The organism is Streptomyces sp. NPDC104096, from assembly GCF_055584385.1.
The window spans coordinates 108871-126817 of sequence record NZ_JBVJMD010000025.1; the positions used below are offsets into that span (position 1 = coordinate 108871).

At 73.4% G+C, this 17947-nt stretch carries 15 protein-coding genes and 1 pseudogene; 11 read left to right on the plus strand and 5 right to left on the minus strand.

The genetic code is table 11. The features are described 5' to 3' along the window. Positions 1-119: 119 nt before the first annotated feature. A complete protein-coding gene (locus ACZ60B_RS24610) occupies positions 120-485 on the plus strand; it encodes a DUF6479 family protein (protein WP_469390374.1) in 366 nt (121 codons plus the stop codon). 107 nt (positions 486-592) lie between these two features. Further along, positions 593-1405, plus strand: coding sequence for a polyphosphate kinase 2 (gene ppk2 / locus ACZ60B_RS24615; RefSeq protein WP_469390376.1), 813 nt, complete (start codon positions 593-595; stop codon positions 1403-1405). A 36-nt stretch (positions 1406-1441) separates the two neighbouring features. Here the strand turns inward: ppk2 and ACZ60B_RS24620 are convergent, their stop codons facing one another. Continuing rightward, a complete protein-coding gene (locus ACZ60B_RS24620; protein WP_469390378.1) occupies positions 1442-2464 on the minus strand; it encodes a zinc-dependent alcohol dehydrogenase in 1023 nt (340 codons plus the stop codon). A gap of 397 nt (positions 2465-2861) precedes the next feature. On the opposite strand from ACZ60B_RS24620, the gene ACZ60B_RS24625 reads away from it, so the two are divergent. Further along, positions 2862-4826 carry a PAS domain S-box protein gene (locus ACZ60B_RS24625; protein ID WP_469390380.1) on the plus strand — a complete coding sequence of 655 codons (1965 nt, stop codon included), beginning with the start codon at positions 2862-2864 and terminating at the stop codon, positions 4824-4826. 58 nt (positions 4827-4884) lie between these two features. On the opposite strand, the gene ACZ60B_RS24630 is transcribed toward ACZ60B_RS24625, so the two are convergent. After that, a complete protein-coding gene (locus tag ACZ60B_RS24630; RefSeq protein WP_469390382.1) occupies positions 4885-5889 on the minus strand; it encodes an ATP-grasp domain-containing protein in 1005 nt (334 codons plus the stop codon). Between the two features lie 381 nt (positions 5890-6270). Continuing rightward, entirely contained in the window at positions 6271-8655 is a 2385-nt protein-coding gene (locus ACZ60B_RS24635; protein ID WP_469390384.1) for a phosphoketolase family protein, read from the minus strand. Positions 8656-9150: 495 nt separating this feature from the next. Here ACZ60B_RS24635 and ACZ60B_RS24640 point away from each other — a divergent pair, with 495 nt between their 5' ends. From ACZ60B_RS24640 to ACZ60B_RS24675, 8 genes and pseudogenes are all read left to right on the plus strand, one after another. Next, positions 9151-9735 (plus strand): Rv1733c family protein, encoded by a 585-nt coding sequence (locus ACZ60B_RS24640; protein ID WP_469390386.1) that lies wholly within the window; start codon positions 9151-9153, stop codon positions 9733-9735. Positions 9736-9883: 148 nt separating this feature from the next. After that, positions 9884-10387 (plus strand): annotated as a pseudogene (locus tag ACZ60B_RS24645) (condensation domain-containing protein); the annotation flags it as partial. A 19-nt stretch (positions 10388-10406) separates the two neighbouring features. Further along, positions 10407-10646 carry a hypothetical protein gene (locus ACZ60B_RS24650; protein WP_469390405.1) on the plus strand — a complete coding sequence of 80 codons (240 nt, stop codon included), beginning with the start codon at positions 10407-10409 and terminating at the stop codon, positions 10644-10646. Positions 10647-10822: 176 nt separating this feature from the next. Continuing rightward, entirely contained in the window at positions 10823-11815 is a 993-nt protein-coding gene (gene dhaK, locus ACZ60B_RS24655) for a dihydroxyacetone kinase subunit DhaK (RefSeq protein ID WP_450663296.1), read from the plus strand. Positions 11816-11861: 46 nt separating this feature from the next. Further along, on the plus strand, positions 11862-12461 hold the full coding sequence (gene dhaL / locus ACZ60B_RS24660) for a dihydroxyacetone kinase subunit DhaL (RefSeq protein WP_469390389.1): 600 nt from the start codon (positions 11862-11864) through the stop codon (positions 12459-12461). Then, positions 12454-12864 (plus strand): PTS-dependent dihydroxyacetone kinase phosphotransferase subunit DhaM, encoded by a 411-nt coding sequence (locus ACZ60B_RS24665; RefSeq protein ID WP_469390391.1) that lies wholly within the window; start codon positions 12454-12456, stop codon positions 12862-12864. The genes dhaL and ACZ60B_RS24665 overlap by 8 nt, the downstream gene beginning before the upstream one ends. Positions 12865-13280: 416 nt before the next feature. Next, positions 13281-14249 (plus strand): fibronectin type III domain-containing protein, encoded by a 969-nt coding sequence (locus ACZ60B_RS24670; protein ID WP_469390393.1) that lies wholly within the window; start codon positions 13281-13283, stop codon positions 14247-14249. Positions 14250-14411: 162 nt separating this feature from the next. Continuing rightward, positions 14412-14981, plus strand: coding sequence for a hypothetical protein (locus tag ACZ60B_RS24675; protein ID WP_469390395.1), 570 nt, complete (start codon positions 14412-14414; stop codon positions 14979-14981). A 46-nt stretch (positions 14982-15027) separates the two neighbouring features. Here ACZ60B_RS24675 and ACZ60B_RS24680 read toward each other — a convergent pair whose 3' ends face one another. After that, entirely contained in the window at positions 15028-15603 is a 576-nt protein-coding gene (locus tag ACZ60B_RS24680) for a PadR family transcriptional regulator (RefSeq protein WP_469390398.1), read from the minus strand. A 31-nt stretch (positions 15604-15634) separates the two neighbouring features. Then, entirely contained in the window at positions 15635-17650 is a 2016-nt protein-coding gene (locus tag ACZ60B_RS24685; protein WP_469390400.1) for an oxidoreductase, read from the minus strand. Between the last annotated feature and the right edge of the window lie 297 nt (positions 17651-17947).

Genomic DNA, 17947 nt, shown 5'->3' on the forward strand with positions numbered 1-17947 from the left:
GGTAGCCGCGTCGCCCCCCGGCCAAACCCGAAGCCCGGCAGACCGCAGCGGAATCCGAAGCCGGGCGGACCGCAGCGGAATATATGGTTCACCCCGATCCCAGCGGGTATCCGAAGGGCATGATTACCGCAAACGCGCAGATAGCCGCGCAAAGCGGCTGGCTGACTCTCGGACCATTGCTGGCGGGCCTGGTCGTCGTGGCCATCCTGCTCGGCGGTTTCTACTGGGGTGCCATCGTGCGACGCCGCGAGTCGCCCCCACCACGGCCAGAGGAACAACCGCACCTGCCGCCGGGCGGCGCGGTCCGCGAGGTCCAGGAAAACCGTGAACCGGACGAGATGCCCAAGGGCTCCAGCCGGGTGCTTCCGCACGACCTGCACGGGTACGGCAATCTCGGCACCCGGAGCAGTACCTCCACGAAGCGGCCCCGCTGGGCCAGGGGCACCAGCGGGTCGTTCGGCGGCGGCGGGCTCGGGGGCCACTGAACCCACGCCCGACAGGGCACGGATCCGGGGCCGGCGTTTCGACGCCGGCCCCGGATCCGTCCGCGCGGGCGCGGCCACGGACCGGTCGGAGAGCGGGAAGGGACGGCATGGCCGACACGGAGGGCAAGGACACGGCGAGGCTGCCGCGCAAGACGTACGAGCAGGAACTGCTGCGCCTCCAGACCGAGCTGGTGAGACTCCAGGAGTGGGTCCGGGCGGAGGGCGCCCGGCTCGTCGTCGTCTTCGAGGGGCGGGACGCGGCCGGCAAGGGCGGCACGATCAAGCGGGTCGCCGAGTACCTCAACCCCCGGGTCGCCCGGATCGCCGCGCTGCCCAGACCGACCGAGCGCCAGCGCACCCAGTGGTACTTCCAGCGGTACGTGGAGCATCTGCCGGCCGCCGGGGAGATCGTGCTGTTCGACCGGTCCTGGTACAACCGGGCCGGGGTGGAGCACGTGATGGGCTTCTGCACCCGGGAGGAGTACCGGCTCTTCCTGCGCCAGTGCCCGGTCTTCGAGCGGATGCTCGTCGAGGACGGGATGCTGCTGCGCAAGTACTGGTTCTCGGTGAGCGACACCGAGCAGCAGGAGCGCTTCCGGCGCAGGCTGGAGGACCCGCTGCGCCGCTGGAAGCTGTCCCCCATGGACCTGGCGTCGATCACCCACTGGGAGGCCTACTCACGGGCCAAGGACGAGATGCTGGTGCACACCGACACCCGTGAGGCGCCCTGGTACGTCGTGGAGAGCGACGACAAGCGCCGGGCCCGGCTGAACACCATCGCCCATCTGCTGGGGTCCCTGCCCTACCGCGACGTTCCGCCACCGGTGCTCCGGCTGCCGGAACGTCCCCCGTCGACCGGGTACACCCGGCCGCCGCGTGAACTGCAGACCTACGTGCCGGACCACTGCGCCGGGCTGTGACGGCCCGGGGCCGCCGGAGCGCCCCGGGCCCCGCCCTCAGCCCGCCGCGCCGAGGTCGAAGACGATCCGCGCCTTGACCTGGCCCCGCAGGACCTCGTCGATGGATTCGTTCACGGTGTCCAGCGGCCGGGTCTCGTAGATCACCCTGGTACGGCCCGCCGCGTGCAGCTCGAAGACCTCGGCGAGGTCCTGGCGGGTGCCGACGATCGAACCGATCACCGAGGTGCCGTTCAGGACCGTGTCGAAGACGGGGACCTGGATGGTGCCGTGCGCGGGCAGCGCCACCATGACCAGCTTGCCGCCCCGGCGCAGTCCCGAGTTGACGGCCGCGAACGACTCCTCGTCGACCGCGAGGGCGACGGCGGCGTGCGCACCGCCGTGCTTCCTGAGCACGGCGCCCACGTCCTCCGTGCGGGCGTCGACGACGAGGTCGGCGCCGAGCTCGGTGGCCAGCCGCAGTTTCTCGTCGGAGATGTCGACGGCGGCGACGGTGGCTCCGGCGATCTTCGCGTACTGCACGGCGAGATGCCCGAGCCCGCCCACACCCGAGATCGCCACGAGCTGCGCGGGCCGCACACCGGCGACCTTCAGCGCCTTGTACGTGGTGACACCGGCGCAGGTCAGCGGGGCGGCGTCGAAGGCGCCGACCCCGTCGGGCACCGGCTGGGCGAAGTCGGCCCAGGCCAGCATCTTCTCGGCGTGACCGCCGTCGCAGCCGTAGCCGGTGTTGATCTGCTGCTCGCACAGCGTCTCCCAGCCGGACCGGCAGTGCTCGCACCGGCCGCAGGCCCACCCGAGCCACGGCACGGCGACCCGCTGTCCGACGCCGAGGTGGGTGACACCGGTACCGAGCTCCTCGACCAGGCCGACCCCCTCGTGGCCCGGCACGAACGGCGGGCTCGGCCTGACCGGCCAGTCGCCGTGCGCCGCGTGGATGTCGGTATGACACAGACCGCTCGCCTCGACCCGGACCCGCACCTGGCCGGGGCCGGGCACGGGATCGGGGCGGTCCTCGATCACCAACGGCCGGCCGAACGCCTGCACGACTGCTGCCTTCATGGTCCAGTTCCTCCGTGTCCCTGCCGACCCGGCCGGCGCCGAAGGAGCCGGGGCCCGTCGGCGGCCGGCGCTCGCTCCGCGGCGCCGCCGTCTCTCAGAGTGCCGGTGGCCACGGCCGTCCGCAGCGCGAGAGCCGCGCGGGCCGCCGCCCCGGCCCGAACCCGGCGACCGGCACCGACCCGCCCTGACCTGCACCGGGGTCCCGACCCGCCGGGCCGGCCGGACCGCGAACGGCACCCGCCGCGGAGCCGCCGGCCGCGGCTGCCTCGCACCGCCGCCCGGGAGAGGGCGATGACGGACAGGTTCGGGCAGGACACGGACAGTAAGCGACATCACGCCATGGGGGTGGCCGGAAGACGCTGAGATGTCCAAGACCGTTAAGCAGGATGGGGTGAGCATGACCGACTTGGTTGAGGCGGGACCGGCGCCGTCGCCCGGCCCGAGGCAGCACCAGAAGCAGAAACGGTGCCGCTGCGGGACCCGGACGCCGGAGGGTGTTCCCGGAGGGGCCGAGGAGCGCTTCCGGGGTCTGCTGGAGGCCGCGCCCGACGCCATGGTGATCGTCGACGACACCGGGGTCATCAAGCTCGTCAACGCCCAGACCGAGGCCCTGTTCGGCTACCACCGCGAGGAACTGCTCGGCCGTCCGGTCGAGTTGCTGATCCCGGAACGCTTCCGCCCCCAGCACACGCAGCACCGCGGGGACTACACGGCCAACCGGCAGGTGCGCCCGATGGGGGCCGGGCTCGAACTGCACGGGATCCGCAAGGACGGCACCGAGTTCCCGGTGGAGATCAGTCTCAGCCCGCTGGAGACCGCGGAGGGACTGCTCGTGTCCGCCGCCGTGCGCGACGTCAGCGACCGCAAGGCCGCCGAGGCCCGCATCAACGAGCTGGCCGCGCTCGTGGAGTCCTCCCAGGACGCGATCCTCGCCAAGACCCTCGACGGGTACATCACCTACTGGAACGCGGCCGCCCAACGGCTGTACGGCTACACGGCCGAGGAGGCGATCGGCAGGCACGTCTCGCTGCTGGCCCCGGCCGAGCTGGAGGGCGAGATCAGCGCGCTGCTGGAGCGGCTGCGGCACGGTGAGCGGGTCGAGCACTTCGAGACCCTGCGGGTCACCCGGACCGGCGAGCTGCTGGACGTGGACGTCACGCTCTGGCCCACCCGGGACGCCCACGGCAGGGTGGTCGGGGCCTGCGCCATCGTGCGCGACATCAGCGACCGCAAGCGCGCCGAGGCCGAACTCACCGCGCTGTACGAACAGCAGCGGCACATCGCGCTCACCCTCCAGCGCAGTCTCATGGGCACCCCGCCCGCCCTGCCGGGACTGGCCACGGCGAGCCGCTACCGGCCCGCCACCCAGGGCGCCGGTGTGGGCGGTGACTGGTTCGACCTGATCCCGCTGGGCGCCGACCGGGTCGGGGTGCTGATCGGCGACGTCATGGGCCGCGGTCTCGAAGCCGCGGCCGTCATGGGCCAGTTGCGCTCGGCCGCGCACGCGCTGGCCAAGACCGGGATGCAGCCCCGACAGCTCATGCAGGCCCTGGACACCTGCGTGACCGACCTGGACGTCCCCGACCAACTGGTCACCTGCTGCTACCTCGTCATCGCCCCGGACGCGGGCACGGTGACCGTCTGCTCCGCCGGGCATCTGCCGGTCCTCGTCGCCGGTGCGGGGAACATGATCCGCGAACTCCCCGCCCCGGTCAACGCGCCGCTCGGCGTCGGCGGCATCCTGTACGAGCAGTCCAGCTGCGCCATACCGCCGGGCGCCACGCTGGTGCTCTACACGGACGGCCTGATCGAGACGCCGGGCAGCGACATCGAGGTCAGACTGGGCGAACTGACCGTCCTGCTCAACAGCTTCTTCTCCGGGACCCCGTGTCTGGAGGCCGCCGCCGACCATGTGCTGGCGAGCCTGCTGCCGGACGCCGAGAGCCACAACGACGACGTCACGCTGCTGCTCGCGCAGTTGCCGGCCGCGCCGCTCGCGGCCGTCGCCGCCGACCTGCCGGCCCTGCCCGCCTCGGTGCCCGAGGGCCGCGCCCTGCTCCACAAGACGCTCTCCTCGTGGAACTGCACGGCCAACGCCGACGACGCCCTCCTGCTGCTCTCGGAGACCCTGACCAACGCCGTCCAGCACGCGCAGGGCCCGCTCGGGCTGCATCTGCACCGCACCGCCACCGACCTCACCGTCGAGGTCAGCGACCGCAGCCCACAGCTCCCCCAGCCACGGCGGGCCGGCGAGGGCGACGAGTCCGGCCGGGGCCTGATCCTCGTACGCACCCTCGCCGACAACTGGGGCGTCCGGCCGACCGACGAGGGCAAGACGACCTGGTTCACCCTGAAGTTGTGAGGCCGCCGGGGCCCGCCCCCGGGCCGCGGCGAGGTGTTCATGCCGCGGCCCGGCCCGATCAGGCGGAGAGCTGACCGCCCCGGTCGAGGGTCGGCCGGGCCGGGCGCGGAAGGACCTGGCGGTCCCCGCGCAGCAGGGCGAGGGCGTCGAGATGTGCCTGGATGTACGGGACGGCCACGGCCTGGAGTTCGCCGTCCACGAACGCGGGCTGGACGTTGACCTCGAAGACCACTCCCCCGTTCTCGACCGCCAGGTCGACCCCGGCGAAGGGCAGTCCGACCGACTCGGTGGCGGCGACGGCGAGTTCGGCCAGGCGCGGGGACAGCTCCTGCGGCGTCAGGTGGACGGGGGTGGCGCCCCGGCAGGTGTTGCAGGGCGTGTCCGGTTCCGGCTGGAGGTGCTCACGGGCGTGCACGACGCGACCGCCCAGGACGAACACCCGGAACTGGTGGCGCATGCCGTCCGCGGTGACGTTGCCCGCGTCGCGGGACATCAGCCAGTCGGAGCCGCAGCGCGCGTAGTAGTCGGTGGCGTCGTCGAGTTGGTCCCCGGTGGTGATGTGGAAGGTGTCGTTGCCGCCGGTGCCGACCACGGGCCGGGCCCAGACGTCACCGCCGAGCCGGTCGAACGCGGCGGCCGCTTCCCGCCGTTCGGGCCGGGACAGGACGACGGTCTCCATCTGGGCGACGCCGTCGCGGGCGAAGCGCTCGACGGTCAGGTTCTTCTGCGTCGCCGTACGCCAGGCGGCCGGGCCGGTGCCCAGGGACACCACCTCCGGGGCCTCCAGCAGGCGCTGGAACGCGGCGAGTTCGTGACGGCGGTGGGGCTGGATCTCGTAGAGCACGACCACGTCGGGGAGCACGTCCGTCTCCTCCTGTGGGACGTACAGCCGTAATCGGCCCCCTTCGAGGACGCCACGGCCCGTCCCGCCGGCTCCGAAGTGCCGGGCGTCGATCCGGACCGGCGGGGCGCCGGTGAGCAGTTCCACCGCCTCGGCCAGGTACTCCCGGCAGCCTTCGGTGGACGTGGGGTCGGCGATCAGGGCGATGCACGGTCGGGACACAGCGGCCTCCAGGGTTCGACGCGCGCTCGGTCCGCGGGGCTGCCGACGTTGCGGACCGAGCGGGTTCACAGGGGTGGTGCCTGTCGCACGCGTGGCCGTCGGCACCCCTGCGCTCCGATGGAGCCGAGCCGGTGTGCGCGGCCGCGCCCGGTACGGTCGGCGGCCGTGGCGGGACGGCCGGGGACCACGTGGTGGGACTCGGCCCTGCGGCATCCCCCTCGCAGGGCCGTGGCGCCACACTGTAGGCGCCCGGCGAGAGGCCGTGACAGGGCGCATGCCGTGACCGCGCCTGCTCCTGCCTCTGCGCCGTCCGCCCCCGTGCGTGCGCCCTGCCGAACCACCGCCTCCGCCCGGTCGCTCGCGGCCGGAGCTCTCAGGCGCTCAGCCCTCCCACGCCCACTCCGCCACCTCCGGGAGGTCGACGCCGTGCTCGCGGATCCACTCGTGGTGACGTTGCCGGGCGTCCTCCATCCGCTGCCGTACGCCGGCCGCCCGCACCGCGAGGTTCGGGACGCGGTCGATGACGTCCATGACCAGGCGGTAGCGGTCGAGGTCGTTGCCGACCACCATGTCGAACGGCGTGGTCGTGGTGCCGATCTCCTTGTAGCCGCGGACATGCATGTGGTGATGGCCGCTGCGGCGGTAGGCGAGGCGGTGGATCAGCCACGGATAGCCGTGGTAGGCGAAGACCACCGGCCGGTCCGGGGTGAACAGGCCGTCGAACTCGAAGTCGCTCATGCCGTGCGGGTGTTCCTCCTTCGGCAGCAGACGGGCGATGTCGACGACGTTCACCACGCGCACCGCCAGCTCCGGCAGATACCGGCGCAACAACTGCGCCGCGGCCAGCACCTCCTGGGTGGGCACGTCACCGGCGCAGGCGAGCACCACGTCCGGTTCACGGGTGCCGTCCTCGGTGCCCGCCCATTCCCAGATGCCCGCGCCGCGCGCGCAGTGGACGCGGGCCTGGTCCATCGACAGCCAGTCGAAACAGGGCTGCTTGCCGGCCACGATCACATTGACGTAGTCGCGGCTGCGCAGCGCGTGATCCGCCACCGACAGCAGGGTGTTGGCGTCCGGCGGGAAGTAGACCCGCACCACTTCCGGGCTCTTGTTGAGGACGTGGTCGACGAAACCGGGGTCCTGGTGGGAGAAGCCGTTGTGGTCCTGGCGCCACACGTGCGAGGTGAGCAGGTAGTTGAGGGACGCGACGGGCGCGCGCCAGGGCAGCCGGCGGGTCACACGCAGCCACTTGATGTGCTGGTTCACCATCGAGTCGACGATGTGCGTGAACGCCTCGTAGCAGGAGAACAGTCCGTGCCGGCCGGTGAGCAGATAGCCTTCCAGCCATCCCTGGCAGGTGTGTTCGGACAGCATCTCCACCACCCGTCCGTGCGGGTCGAGGTGTTCGTCGACGTCGAGGGTCTGGCCCTGCCAGGCCTTGCCCGTGGCGGCGTAGACGGCGTCGAGCCGGTTGGAGGCGGTCTCGTCGGGGCCCACGAGACGGAAGTCGCGCCGGTCGGCGGTGGCCGCCATCACGTGCTGGAGCAACTCGCCCAGGACCCGGGTGGGTTCGTGCAGGGTGAGGCCCGGCTTCTCGACCGGGACGGCGTACGTCTCCAGGGCGGGCAGCGGGAGTTCGCGCAGCAGCAGCCCGCCGTTGGCGTACGGGGTGGCGCCCAGCCGGCGGGCGCCCGCGGGGAGGCAGGCCAGGACGTCGGGGCGGGGGCGGCCGTGCTCGTCGAACAGTTCCTCGGGACGGTAGGAGCGCAGCCACGCCTCCAGCAGCCGCAGGTGCTCCGGGTTGTCCCGGACGCCGGCCAGCGGCACCTGGTGGGCGCGCCAGGTGCCTTCCACCGGCACGCCGTCGACGGTCGCCGGGCCGGTCCAGCCCTTCGGGGTGCGCAGCACGATGACCGGCCAGCGGGGGCGTTCGGTGGCGTGCTCCTCGCGTGCGGCGCGCTGGATCTCCGCGATCCGGTCCACCGCGGTGTCCAGGGCGCGGGCCATCGCCCGGTGGACGACGTCCGGGTCGTCGCCGGTGACGTGGATCGGGTCGTGGCCGTAGCCCCGCAGCAGTTCGTCCAGTTCGGACTCGGGGATGCGGGCGAGCACCGTCGGGTTCGCGATCTTGTAGCCGTTGAGGTGGAGGATCGGCAGGACCGCGCCGTCGTTGCGTGGGTCGAGGAACTTGTTGGAGTGCCACGACGTGGCCATCGGCCCGGTCTCCGCCTCGCCGTCGCCGATGACGCAGGTGACGAGCAGGTCGGGGTTGTCGAACGCGGCTCCGTAGGCGTGCGAGAGCGCGTAACCGAGCTCGCCGCCCTCGTGGACGGAGCCCGGCGTCTCGGGCGCCACATGGCTCGGGACACCGCCGGGGAAGGAGAACTGCCGGAAGAGCCGGGCCATGCCGGACGCGTCCCGGGTGATGTCCGGGTACGTCTCGCTGTACGAGCCCTCCAGCCAGGAGTTGGCGACCACCGCCGGTCCGCCGTGACCGGGCCCCCAGATGCACAGGGCGTTCAGGTCGCGGGCCCGGATCACTCGGTTGAGGTGGGTGTAGACCAGGTTCAGTCCGGGCGAGGTGCCCCAGTGGCCGAGCAGCCGCGGCTTGATGTGCTCGGCGCGCAGCGGCTCGGCCAGCAGCGGGTTGGCCATGAGGTAGATCTGGCCGACGGCCAGATAGTTCGCCGCGCGCCAGTGGGCGTCGAGCGTCCTGAGCTCGTCGTCGGTGAGCGGGGCGTACTCCTGCCGCGTGTCGACGGACATCTTGGATTCCCTTCCGGATCGGTGTTCGTCGGAGGTGCCGGTCCGTTTCCCTCCCACCCTCCCCCGTCCCGCGGGGAGCGGGCAGGAGTACCGGCCCATCCGGCCGAATCCGGGCAACCCTCCGGGGGACGCGGCGCTCCCCGGCCGGTCGGCCGCCTGTTCCGGTGTCCGACGGTGGCCGGAAGGAGCGCTGCCGGTGCGGAAAGCGTCGTGCCGACGCCCGGGTGGAGGCCGTGCGGAGCCCGGGTGGAGCCAGTACGGAGGCCGTACGGAGCCCGGGTGGGTGTCCGGAAGGACGAGGGAGCGGGCCGGAGCCGGGGTCGGAGGCAGGGGTGGGTCCCGTGCCCGGCCGGGGCCGGAGGCCGGAGTGAGGGCCGGGACGGAGGCCGAGGGGGCCGGTGCCTCGGCCGAGGTGCCCGGGTCGTACCGGCGAGGTCCTCGGGTCCCATGCGGCCCAGGCGACACGAGCGTACGGTGAAAGGGAGGTGCGAGCCTATGAGCAGCGGCAACGGCAACAGGATGCGCCGCCTGTGGCGGTGGCGGAGCAGTCCGCTGCGTCGGCGCGACGACATCGTCGAGGCGTGGGTCATGCTCGCCGTCTGGGTGGCCGTCGTGGTGGGCGGAACGCTGGCCGGTCTGGTGACGACGCACGCGGCCGACCAGGAGTTCGCCCGTCAGCGCGCCGAACGGTACTCCGTCGCGGCCGTCGTCCTCGACGATGTCGCGCCGCCCACCGCCGCGACCGAGGGAGTGGACGGGCGGGTCCCGGCGCAGATCCGCTGGACGGCGGCCGACGGCTCCACCCACACGGACCAGGCTCCGGTGCCGGGCGGGCTGAAGGCCGGCACCTCGGTCATGGTCTGGCTGAACGCCCGGGGCACGCTCAGCGCCGAGCCGCCGAGCGTCGCGGAGGGCTCCTTCGAGTCGGCCCTGCTCGGCACGGGTGCGGCGCTGGGGCTGGCCGGTCTGCTCGTCGGGGCCGGGGCGGTCGTCCGGTGGCGGCTCGACCGGCGGCGCATCGACCAGTGGGGCAGGGAATGGGACCTGGTGGGTCCGCGCTGGGGCCACAAGACCGGCTGACGCACCCGGGAACGCCGGTGTCCCCGGCGTCGGCCCGCGGGCGGCCGGGCGGTGTCCGAGGGCCCCGGACGAACCGTTCCGGTCGGTGCACCGCGAGGTGCGCGTCCCGCTCACCGTGGACGAGCGGCTCCCGGGCGCGGACGACACCGTGCGCGACGACTTCCTCTCCGAGTGGGCCGGGACCGCCGAGCAGCACGCGTTCGACCTGACTGCCGCCCCGCTGCCGGCCTTCACCGCGCACCCGCAGGCCGAGGACTCCTTCCGGCCCGGTGTGGTGGATCACCATGTCGTGCTCGACGGGTGGAGCGACGCGGCGATGCTCGACGAGACCGTGGAACGCTACGGCGCCTCACCCGCGGACGGGGATCTGCGGCTGCCGGAAACCACCTCCACCTACCGCGAGTTCGTCGCCGTCGGACGGAAGGCGGAGCAGAGCGAGGAGCACCGTGCGTTCTGGGCCGCCGAGTTGGCCGGTGCCGAGCCGGCGCCGCTGCCGCTGCTCACCGCGGGTCGCGCCACCGGCGCCTGTCACCGGCGCTTCGACGTACCACTCGACAGCACGGTGGGGGCGCGTGTCACCGCGGCGGCCCGCGCCTTCGGGCTGCCGCCGAGGTCCCTGCCGACCGCCGCGCAGGCGATCGCCCTGCACTCGGTGACGCCTGGACGTGCCGATGGACCCGGACTTCGCGGCCGGCCGGCTGCGCCACATCGTCGAGGACGCATCCCTCGACTGCCCGGCACCCGTGGCGAACGTCCTCCCGGACGGGCTGCGCATCCCCCGGGCCACCCGCAAGGTGACGGACGGCCGTCTCACGGACGGGCCCACCCTGACGGCGCTTCAGGACCTGCTCGACGACCTCGCCCGGGCGGTGGCGCGGTCCCGGGACGAGAACGAGGTGCTCGCGTCCTGAACCCGGCGGACCTCCTTGCCGGACACACGGGTCCCGCTCGTACGAGCGTGCACACGTGACCTTCGCTACCACAAGGCCGATACTGGGGGTGATGACCCTCCCGCCGATTCGCACTGGGTTTGGCCGGGGAAAGCGCAGACCAGGAACCCCTCAGTTAATCTGACCGGGAGGTACCCATGAGGATGCTCATCAATGTCCCGGAGTCCGTGGTCGCGGACGCTCTGCGGGGCATGGCGGCGGCCCATCCGGAGCTGACCGTCGACGTGGAGAACCGCGTGATCGTACGGCGGGACGCCCCCGTGGCCGGGCAGGTCGCCCTCGTGTCCGGCGGCGGGTCGGGGCACGAGCCCCTGCACGGCGGCTTCGTGGGTCCCGGGATGCTGTCCGCCGCGTGCCCCGGCGAGGTGTTCACGTCACCCGTGCCCGACCAGATGGTGCGGGCGGCGGCGGCCGTGGACAGCGGAGCGGGGGTGCTGTTCGTGGTGAAGAACTACACCGGGGACGTCCTCAACTTCGACATGGCCGCCGAACTCGCCGAGGACGAGGGCATCCGGATCGCCAAGGTGCTGGTCAACGATGACGTGGCGGTCACCGACAGCCTGTACACGGCCGGCCGCCGCGGCACCGGGGCCACGCTGTTCGTGGAGAAGCTGGCCGGGGCGGCCGCCGCCGAGGGACGGCCGCTGGAGCAGGTGGAGTCGATCGCCCGGCAGGTCAACGAGAACTCCCGCAGCTTCGGTGTGGCGCTCGGCGCGGTCACCACGCCCGCGAAGGGATCCCCCACCTTCGACCTGCCGCCGGGCGAGCTGGAGCTGGGCATCGGCATCCACGGCGAGCCGGGCCGGGAGCGCCGGGCGATGATGACCTCGGGCGAGATCGCCGACTTCGCCGTCCACGCCATCCTCGACGACATGCCCGTACGCAACCCCGTCCTCCTCCTGGTCAACGGCATGGGCGCGACCCCGCTGCTGGAGCTGTACGGCTTCAACGCCGAGGTGCAGCGGGTGCTCAGGGAGCGCGGGGTGCCCGTCGCCCGCACGCTCGTCGGCAACTACGTGACCTCGCTCGACATGGCGGGCGCCTCGGTGACGCTGTGCCAGGTCGACGAGGAACTGCTGCGGCTGTGGGACGCGCCCGTCAGGACGCCCGGCCTGCGCTGGGGTGTCTGACCCGGTGGAACCGACGGCCGAGGTACCTATCACGCAAGGAGATCCCGTGCTCGACGCCGACTTCTTCCGCCGCTGGATGACGGCGGCCGCCACTGCCGTCGACCGCGAGGCGGAACGGCTCACCGCCCTCGACTCGCCGATCGGGGACGCCGACCACGGCAGCAACCTCCAGCGGGGGTTCGCCGCGGTGACCGCCACGCTGGACAAGGAGGCGCCGCAGACCCCGGGCGCGGTCCTGACGCTCGCCGGACGGCAGCTCATCTCCACCGTCGGCGGCGCGTCCGGACCGCTCTACGGGACCCTGCTGCGCCGTACCGGCAAGGCGCTCGGCGAGGCCGCCGAGGTGGACGAGGAGCAGTTCGCGACGGCCCTGCGGGCGGGCGTGGACGCCGTCATGGCGCTCGGCGGCGCCGCTCCCGGCGACAAGACCATGGTCGACGCCCTGGTGCCGGCGGTCGACGCCCTCGGCGCCGGTTTCGGCGCGGCTCGCGCCGCCGCCGAGGAGGGCGCCGAGGCGACCGTTCCGCTCCAGGCCCGCAAGGGCCGGGCCAGCTATCTGGGCGAGCGCAGCATCGGCCACCAGGACCCCGGTGCGACCTCGTCGGCGCTGTTGATCGCCGCTCTCGTGGAGGCGGGCCATGAATGACACGAAGCTGGTCGGGATCGTGCTGGTGTCGCACAGCGCGCGGGTGGCCGAGTCCGTGGCCGAGATGGCGCAGGGGCTGGCGGGCGGCGGGAGGGCGGTGTCCGTCGCGGCGGCGGGCGGCACCACGGGCGGTGGCTTCGGGACCAGCGCCGAGCTCGTCGCCGCCGCGGCCGCGTCCGTCGACGGGGGCGCGGGGGTCGCCGTCCTCACCGACCTCGGCAGCGCCGTGCTGACCGTGAAGGCACTGCTGGCGGAGGGCGACGAACTGCCCGAGAACACCCGCCTGGTCGACGCCCCGTTCGTCGAGGGCGCGGTCGCCGCGGTCGTCACGGCGTCGACGGGAGCCGACCTGGGCGCGGTGGAGGCGGCGGCATCGGAGGCGTACGCCTACCGCAAGGTGTGAGGACGCCCGCGGGAGGCAGCCGAGCCGCCGCGCACGGGCCGACCGCGGAGGATCAGGGCGCGGTCACGCGCCCTGGCCGACGCGGCCCTCCCCGGCGGTCCGACCGGGGCCGGGGGCCGGAACCCTTCCAGGTCCCGGCCGCCCGGACACCCGCACCGGCGCGGCATCAGCGACGACAGCGGTCCGCGCCACGGGCGTGAACTCCCCGCTCCGTCCGGAGAGTTCGGCCGTGAGGAAGTTCAGCATACGTAACCTCCCCGCGCTGTCACCAATGGCGCCCCCGGACCGCCGCACAAGTCGCCGTACGGATCGCCGCAGAGGCCTCCGGGCTGCCGCCCTCTTGAAGGGACAGCAACAACGGCGTCATATTGGTCCGGACCATTGCCGCCGTGCTCTGCCCTGACGGGAGGCGAGTCGTGCGCCGTGTGCTGCCGCTGTGCGGGCTCCTGCTGGTCGCGTCCTGCGGCTGGTCGGGGGCCGAGGAGGAGACCGGCCGGATGCCCGGTGCGCCGACCGGGGTCACCGCCGTCGCGGGCAGCGCGACCAGCGTGCACGTCATGTGGAACGCGGCCCCGGGGATCGACGGGTACGAGGTGTACCGCGGCCCCACGAAGGTGACGGAGGTGCCCGGCTCCACCCGCATGGTCGACGTCGTCCGGCTCCACCCGTCCACCGCGTACGTCTTCACCGTGCGCGCCCGGGACTCCGCCGGCCGGCTCGGGCCGCGCAGCCGCGGGGTGCGCGCCACGACTCCGGCGGCCGTGGCGACGGACCGCTCGGCCCCGACCCGTCCGGGCCGCCTCGCCGGGCGGGCGGCGGGCGGCCGGGCCGTCCAGCTGTCCTGGTCCGCCTCGACGGACGACCGGAAGGTGGTCTCGTACGAGATCTACCAGGGCGGGGCGAAGATCCACGGCGTCGGCGGGGGTCAGACGGCGACGGTGGTGACCGGGCTGCGGCCGGACACCCGCTACTCGTTCACCGTCCGGGCCCGGGACGCCGCGGACAATCTCTCGCCCGCCAGCGACACCGTCGCCCTCACCACCGCGCCCGGCACCGACGACGGCCGGGACACCGCGCCGTCCGCCTTCCGCGCGACGACCCGCACGGCGGACGGGGCCTGCTACCTCGACCTGTCCTGGGTCCCGCCGCGCACGGACGGCGTGGTCACCGAGTATCAGATCCAGCTCGACGGCCGTCCGGCCACCTCCCTGACCTGGGGCGGGACCCCGCCGCGCGGCCGGGCGACGTACAGCTTCTACGTGGGACGGGAGGCCGGGACGCGGCACCGGGTGCGGCTGCGGGCCAGGCTGCCGGACGGCACCTGGGGCGGATTCTCCCCGGAGTTGACGGTGCCGACGGGGACGGGTGGCACGACGGCCCCCTGAACTCCCGGCGTGATCCGTCGCGGAAGGAATCCGGTCACCTGTCTGGGGGCGGCCGGAATGCGGGCCGATCCGCGGGCGCGTTGGCTGCACTTGAGGGGCACGGCCTTCCCCGATCTCGGCGGCGCCAGGACGTTCCGCCGACCGTGCCGCCGGAGGACACCGATGCGCACTGCCCACCTCCTTCTGCGCGCCGGCCCGACCTGCGCGGCCGCCGCGGCACTGCCGCTCGCCCTGGCCCCCGCGCCGGCCCTGGCCCGAGGTCCGGGCATCTCGGTGAGCACGACCGGAACGACGGTCTCGGTGACGACCACCGCGTGCGCGCAGCTGAACGGCAGTTGGGGCACCGCCTCCCTCCTCACCCCCAACCAGGGGGCCTTCTCCGAAGGGCGGCAGGCGACGCTCTCCGGCACCGGCGCCGGCCAGTCCGCGGCCTGGGCAAACGTCGCCCCGGGCACCTACACGGTCGTGGTCACCTGCTCGAACAGCGCCACCGCCGGCACCCAGTCCGTGGTCGTCTCGGGGCAGTCCGGGACGACCACCACCGCGACGTCCCTGCCGGTGCCCGCCCCCTCCCCCACGACCCCGCCGACGGGCGGCGTCCTGGGGGGTCTCGGCGGCGGCACACGGGACTTCGGCGACCTGCCGACGGCCGCGGGCGGAGCGCTGGTGGGCGGCGGTGTCGTCGCCACGTACTTCATCCTGCGCCGACGCTCCCGGCCGCGCCGCTTCTAGGGCCCCCGCCCGGGCCCGGCGCTCACGCCCGGTCGTCGTGCTCCGGCTATCGCTTCGGCTGTCGCTCCGACGGCTGCTCCGGCTGTTGCTCCAGCTGCGCGAACTCCGCCAGCGCGTGCGTGAGCCAGCCCGTCCAGAAGGTCTCCAGATCGATGCCCGCGCGCAGCACGAGGTGCCGCAGCCGGTCCTGGTCGCCGTCCGTGCCGGGCGGGAAGTCCCGCTCCTCGATCTGCCGGTACTCGGCCAACTGGCCTCGGTGCAGGTCGAGATGGCGGCGCAGGTCGGCTTCGAGACCCGTGGTGCCGACCACGGCCGCGGCGCGCAGCCGCAGCAGCAGCGCGTCGCGGTGCGGTTTCGGATCCTGGGCGGCGGCCGTCCAGCGGGCCAGTTCCGCGCGGCCCGCGGGCAGGACCTCGTAGGTCTTCTTCTGCCCGCGGGCCGGCTGTTCGGCCGGCAGGGCGCGGATGTACCCCTCGGTCTCCAGTCGTCCCAGCTCGCGATAGATCTGCTGATGCGTCGCCGACCAGAAGTAGCCGATCGACCTGTCGAAGCGGCGGGTCAGGTCCAGGCCCGACGACGGCTTCTCTAGCAGGGCGGTGAGGATCGCGTGCGGGAGTGACATGGAGTCATCCTAGGGACGCGCCGTACCGCGGCTACAGCGCCGCCGCCAGCTCCGTGCCCTGCTTGATGGCGCGCTTGGCGTCGAGCTCGGCGGCCACGTCGGCGCCGCCGATGAGGTGCGCGTTGCGGCCGGCGGCGACCAGCTCCTCGTACAGGCCGCGGCGCGGCTCCTGCCCGGTGGCCAGCACGATCGTGTCGACGGCGAGGACCGTGCTCTCGTCACCGACGGTGATGTGCAGTCCGGCGTCGTCGATCCGGTCGTAGCGCACGCCCGGGACCATGGTGACGCCGCGGTGCTTCAGCTCGGTGCGGTGGATCCAGCCGGTGGTCTTGCCGAGACCGGCGCCGACCTTGCTGGTCTTGCGCTGGAGCAGGTGCACGGTGCGCGGCGGGGCGGGGCGCTCGGGGGCGGCCAGGCCGCCGGGCGCGCGGTAGTCCAGGTCGACGCCCCACTGGCGGAAGTACGTCGCCGGGTCCTCGTGCGCCTTGTCGCCGCCGTCGGTGAGGTACTCGGCGACGTCGAAGCCGATGCCGCCCGCGCCGAGGATCGCGACCCGGTCGCCGACGGGGGCCTTGTCGCGCAGGACGTCCAGGTAGCCCACGACGCTGGGGTGGTCGACGCCGGGGATCTCCGGGGTGCGCGGGGTGACGCCGGTGGCGACGACCACCTCGTCGTAGTCGGCGAGGTCCTCGGCACCGGCCCAGGTGTCGAGCCGTACGTCCACGCCGTGCGCGTCGAGCTGGTGGCGGAAGTAGCGCAGCGTCTCGTCGAACTCCTGCTTGCCGGGCACCTGTCGGGCCACGTTGAGCTGGCCGCCGATCTCGCTCGCCGCGTCGAACAGGGTGACCGCGTGGCCGCGTTCGGCCGCGCTCACGGCGCAGGCGAGGCCGGCCGGACCGGCGCCCACGACGGCGACCCGCTTGCGCAGCCGGGTCGGCGCGAGGACCAGCTCGGTCTCGTGGCAGGCGCGCGGGTTGACCAGGCAGGAGGTGATCTGTCCGCTGAAGGTGTGGTCGAGGCAGGCCTGGTTGCAGCCGATGCAGGTGTTGATGGCCTCGGGCCGGCCGTCCGCGGCCTTGGCGACGAAGTCGGGGTCGGCCAGCATCGGACGGGCCATCGACACCATGTCGGCGCCGCCGTCGGCTATCAACTGCTCGGCGAGCTCGGGGGTGTTGATGCGGTTCGTCGTCACCAGCGGCACGGAGACCGCGCCCATCAGCTTCTTCGTGACCCAGGTGTAGGCGCCGCGCGGCACGGAGGTCGCGATGGTGGGGATGCGGGCCTCGTGCCAGCCGATGCCGGTGTTGATGATCGTCGCACCGGCGGCCTCGACGGCCTTGGCGAGCGTGACCACCTCGTCGAGCGAGGAGCCGCCGGGGACGAGGTCCAGCATGGACAGCCGGTAGATGACGATGAAGTCCTCGCCGACCGCCTCACGCACCCGGCGCACGATCTCCACCGGGAAGCGCATCCGGTTCTCGTAGGCGCCGCCCCAGCGGTCGGTGCGCTGGTTGGTCTGGCGGGCGATGAACTCGTTGATGAGGTAGCCCTCGGAGCCCATGATCTCGACGCCGTCGTAGCCGGCCTGCCGGGCGAGCCGGGCGGCGCGGGCGTAGTCGCCGATGGTCCGCTCGATGTCGGCGTCGGTCAGCTCCCGGGGCGGGAAGGGGCTGATGGGCGCCTGGAGCGGGCTCGGCGCGACCAGGTCGCGGTGGTAGGCGTACCGGCCGAAGTGCAGGATCTGCATCGCGATCCGGCCGCCCTCGCGGTGCACGGCCTCGGTGATCTCGCGGTGCTGCTCGGCCTCGGCGTCGGTGGTGAGCTTGGCGCCGCCCTCGTAGGGGCGCCCCTCGTCGTTGGGCGCGATGCCGCCGGTGACGATCAGGCCCACTCCCCCGCGCGCCCGGGCGGCGTAGAACTCCGCCATGCGCTCGAAGCCGCGCTCGGCCTCCTCCAGGCCGACGTGCATGGAGCCCATCAGGACGCGGTTGGGCAGCGTGGTGAAGCCCAGGTCGAGCGGGCTCAGCAGGTGGGGGTAACGGCTCATCGAGGCCTCCGTGCGCGGTGTGGTCACCTCCTGTTGTAGAGGACCGGTCCCCGCTTGTGCAACTAGTTGCATAACGCGTACGGGGACATGTCGTGGAAGTCACGCGACACGGGTGGCCGCGGCCTCGGAGAACCGAGGGGCGGGCGCGGGCCGGGAGGCGGGCGCGAGCCGGGGGGGGGGGGGGGGGGGGGGGGGCGGGGGGGGCCCCCCCCCCCCGGGGGGGGGGGGGGCGGCGCGGGGGGCGGGAGAAAACCCCCACACCCCCGCGGAAGGCGGTGGGGGGGGGGGGGGGGGGTG

Bases quoted from the DNA above. Each gene is read 5' to 3' on its own strand.
- ACZ60B_RS24610 (WP_469390374.1), top strand. From the start codon at position 120: ATGATTACCGCAAACGCGCAGATAGCCGCGCAAAGCGGCTGGCTGACT.
- ppk2 (WP_469390376.1), top strand. From the start codon at position 593: ATGGCCGACACGGAGGGCAAGGACACGGCGAGGCTGCCGCGCAAGACG.
- ACZ60B_RS24620 (WP_469390378.1), bottom strand. From the start codon at position 2,464: ATGAAGGCAGCAGTCGTGCAGGCGTTCGGCCGGCCGTTGGTGATCGAG.
- ACZ60B_RS24625 (WP_469390380.1), top strand. From the start codon at position 2,862: ATGACCGACTTGGTTGAGGCGGGACCGGCGCCGTCGCCCGGCCCGAGG.
- ACZ60B_RS24635 (WP_469390384.1), bottom strand. From the start codon at position 8,655: ATGTCCGTCGACACGCGGCAGGAGTACGCCCCGCTCACCGACGACGAG.
- ACZ60B_RS24640 (WP_469390386.1), top strand. From the start codon at position 9,151: ATGAGCAGCGGCAACGGCAACAGGATGCGCCGCCTGTGGCGGTGGCGG.
- ACZ60B_RS24650 (WP_469390405.1), top strand. From the start codon at position 10,407: ATGGACCCGGACTTCGCGGCCGGCCGGCTGCGCCACATCGTCGAGGAC.
- dhaK (WP_450663296.1), top strand. From the start codon at position 10,823: ATGAGGATGCTCATCAATGTCCCGGAGTCCGTGGTCGCGGACGCTCTG.
- ACZ60B_RS24665 (WP_469390391.1), top strand. From the start codon at position 12,454: ATGAATGACACGAAGCTGGTCGGGATCGTGCTGGTGTCGCACAGCGCG.
- ACZ60B_RS24675 (WP_469390395.1), top strand. From the start codon at position 14,412: ATGCGCACTGCCCACCTCCTTCTGCGCGCCGGCCCGACCTGCGCGGCC.
- ACZ60B_RS24680 (WP_469390398.1), bottom strand. From the start codon at position 15,603: ATGTCACTCCCGCACGCGATCCTCACCGCCCTGCTAGAGAAGCCGTCG.
- ACZ60B_RS24685 (WP_469390400.1), bottom strand. From the start codon at position 17,650: ATGAGCCGTTACCCCCACCTGCTGAGCCCGCTCGACCTGGGCTTCACC.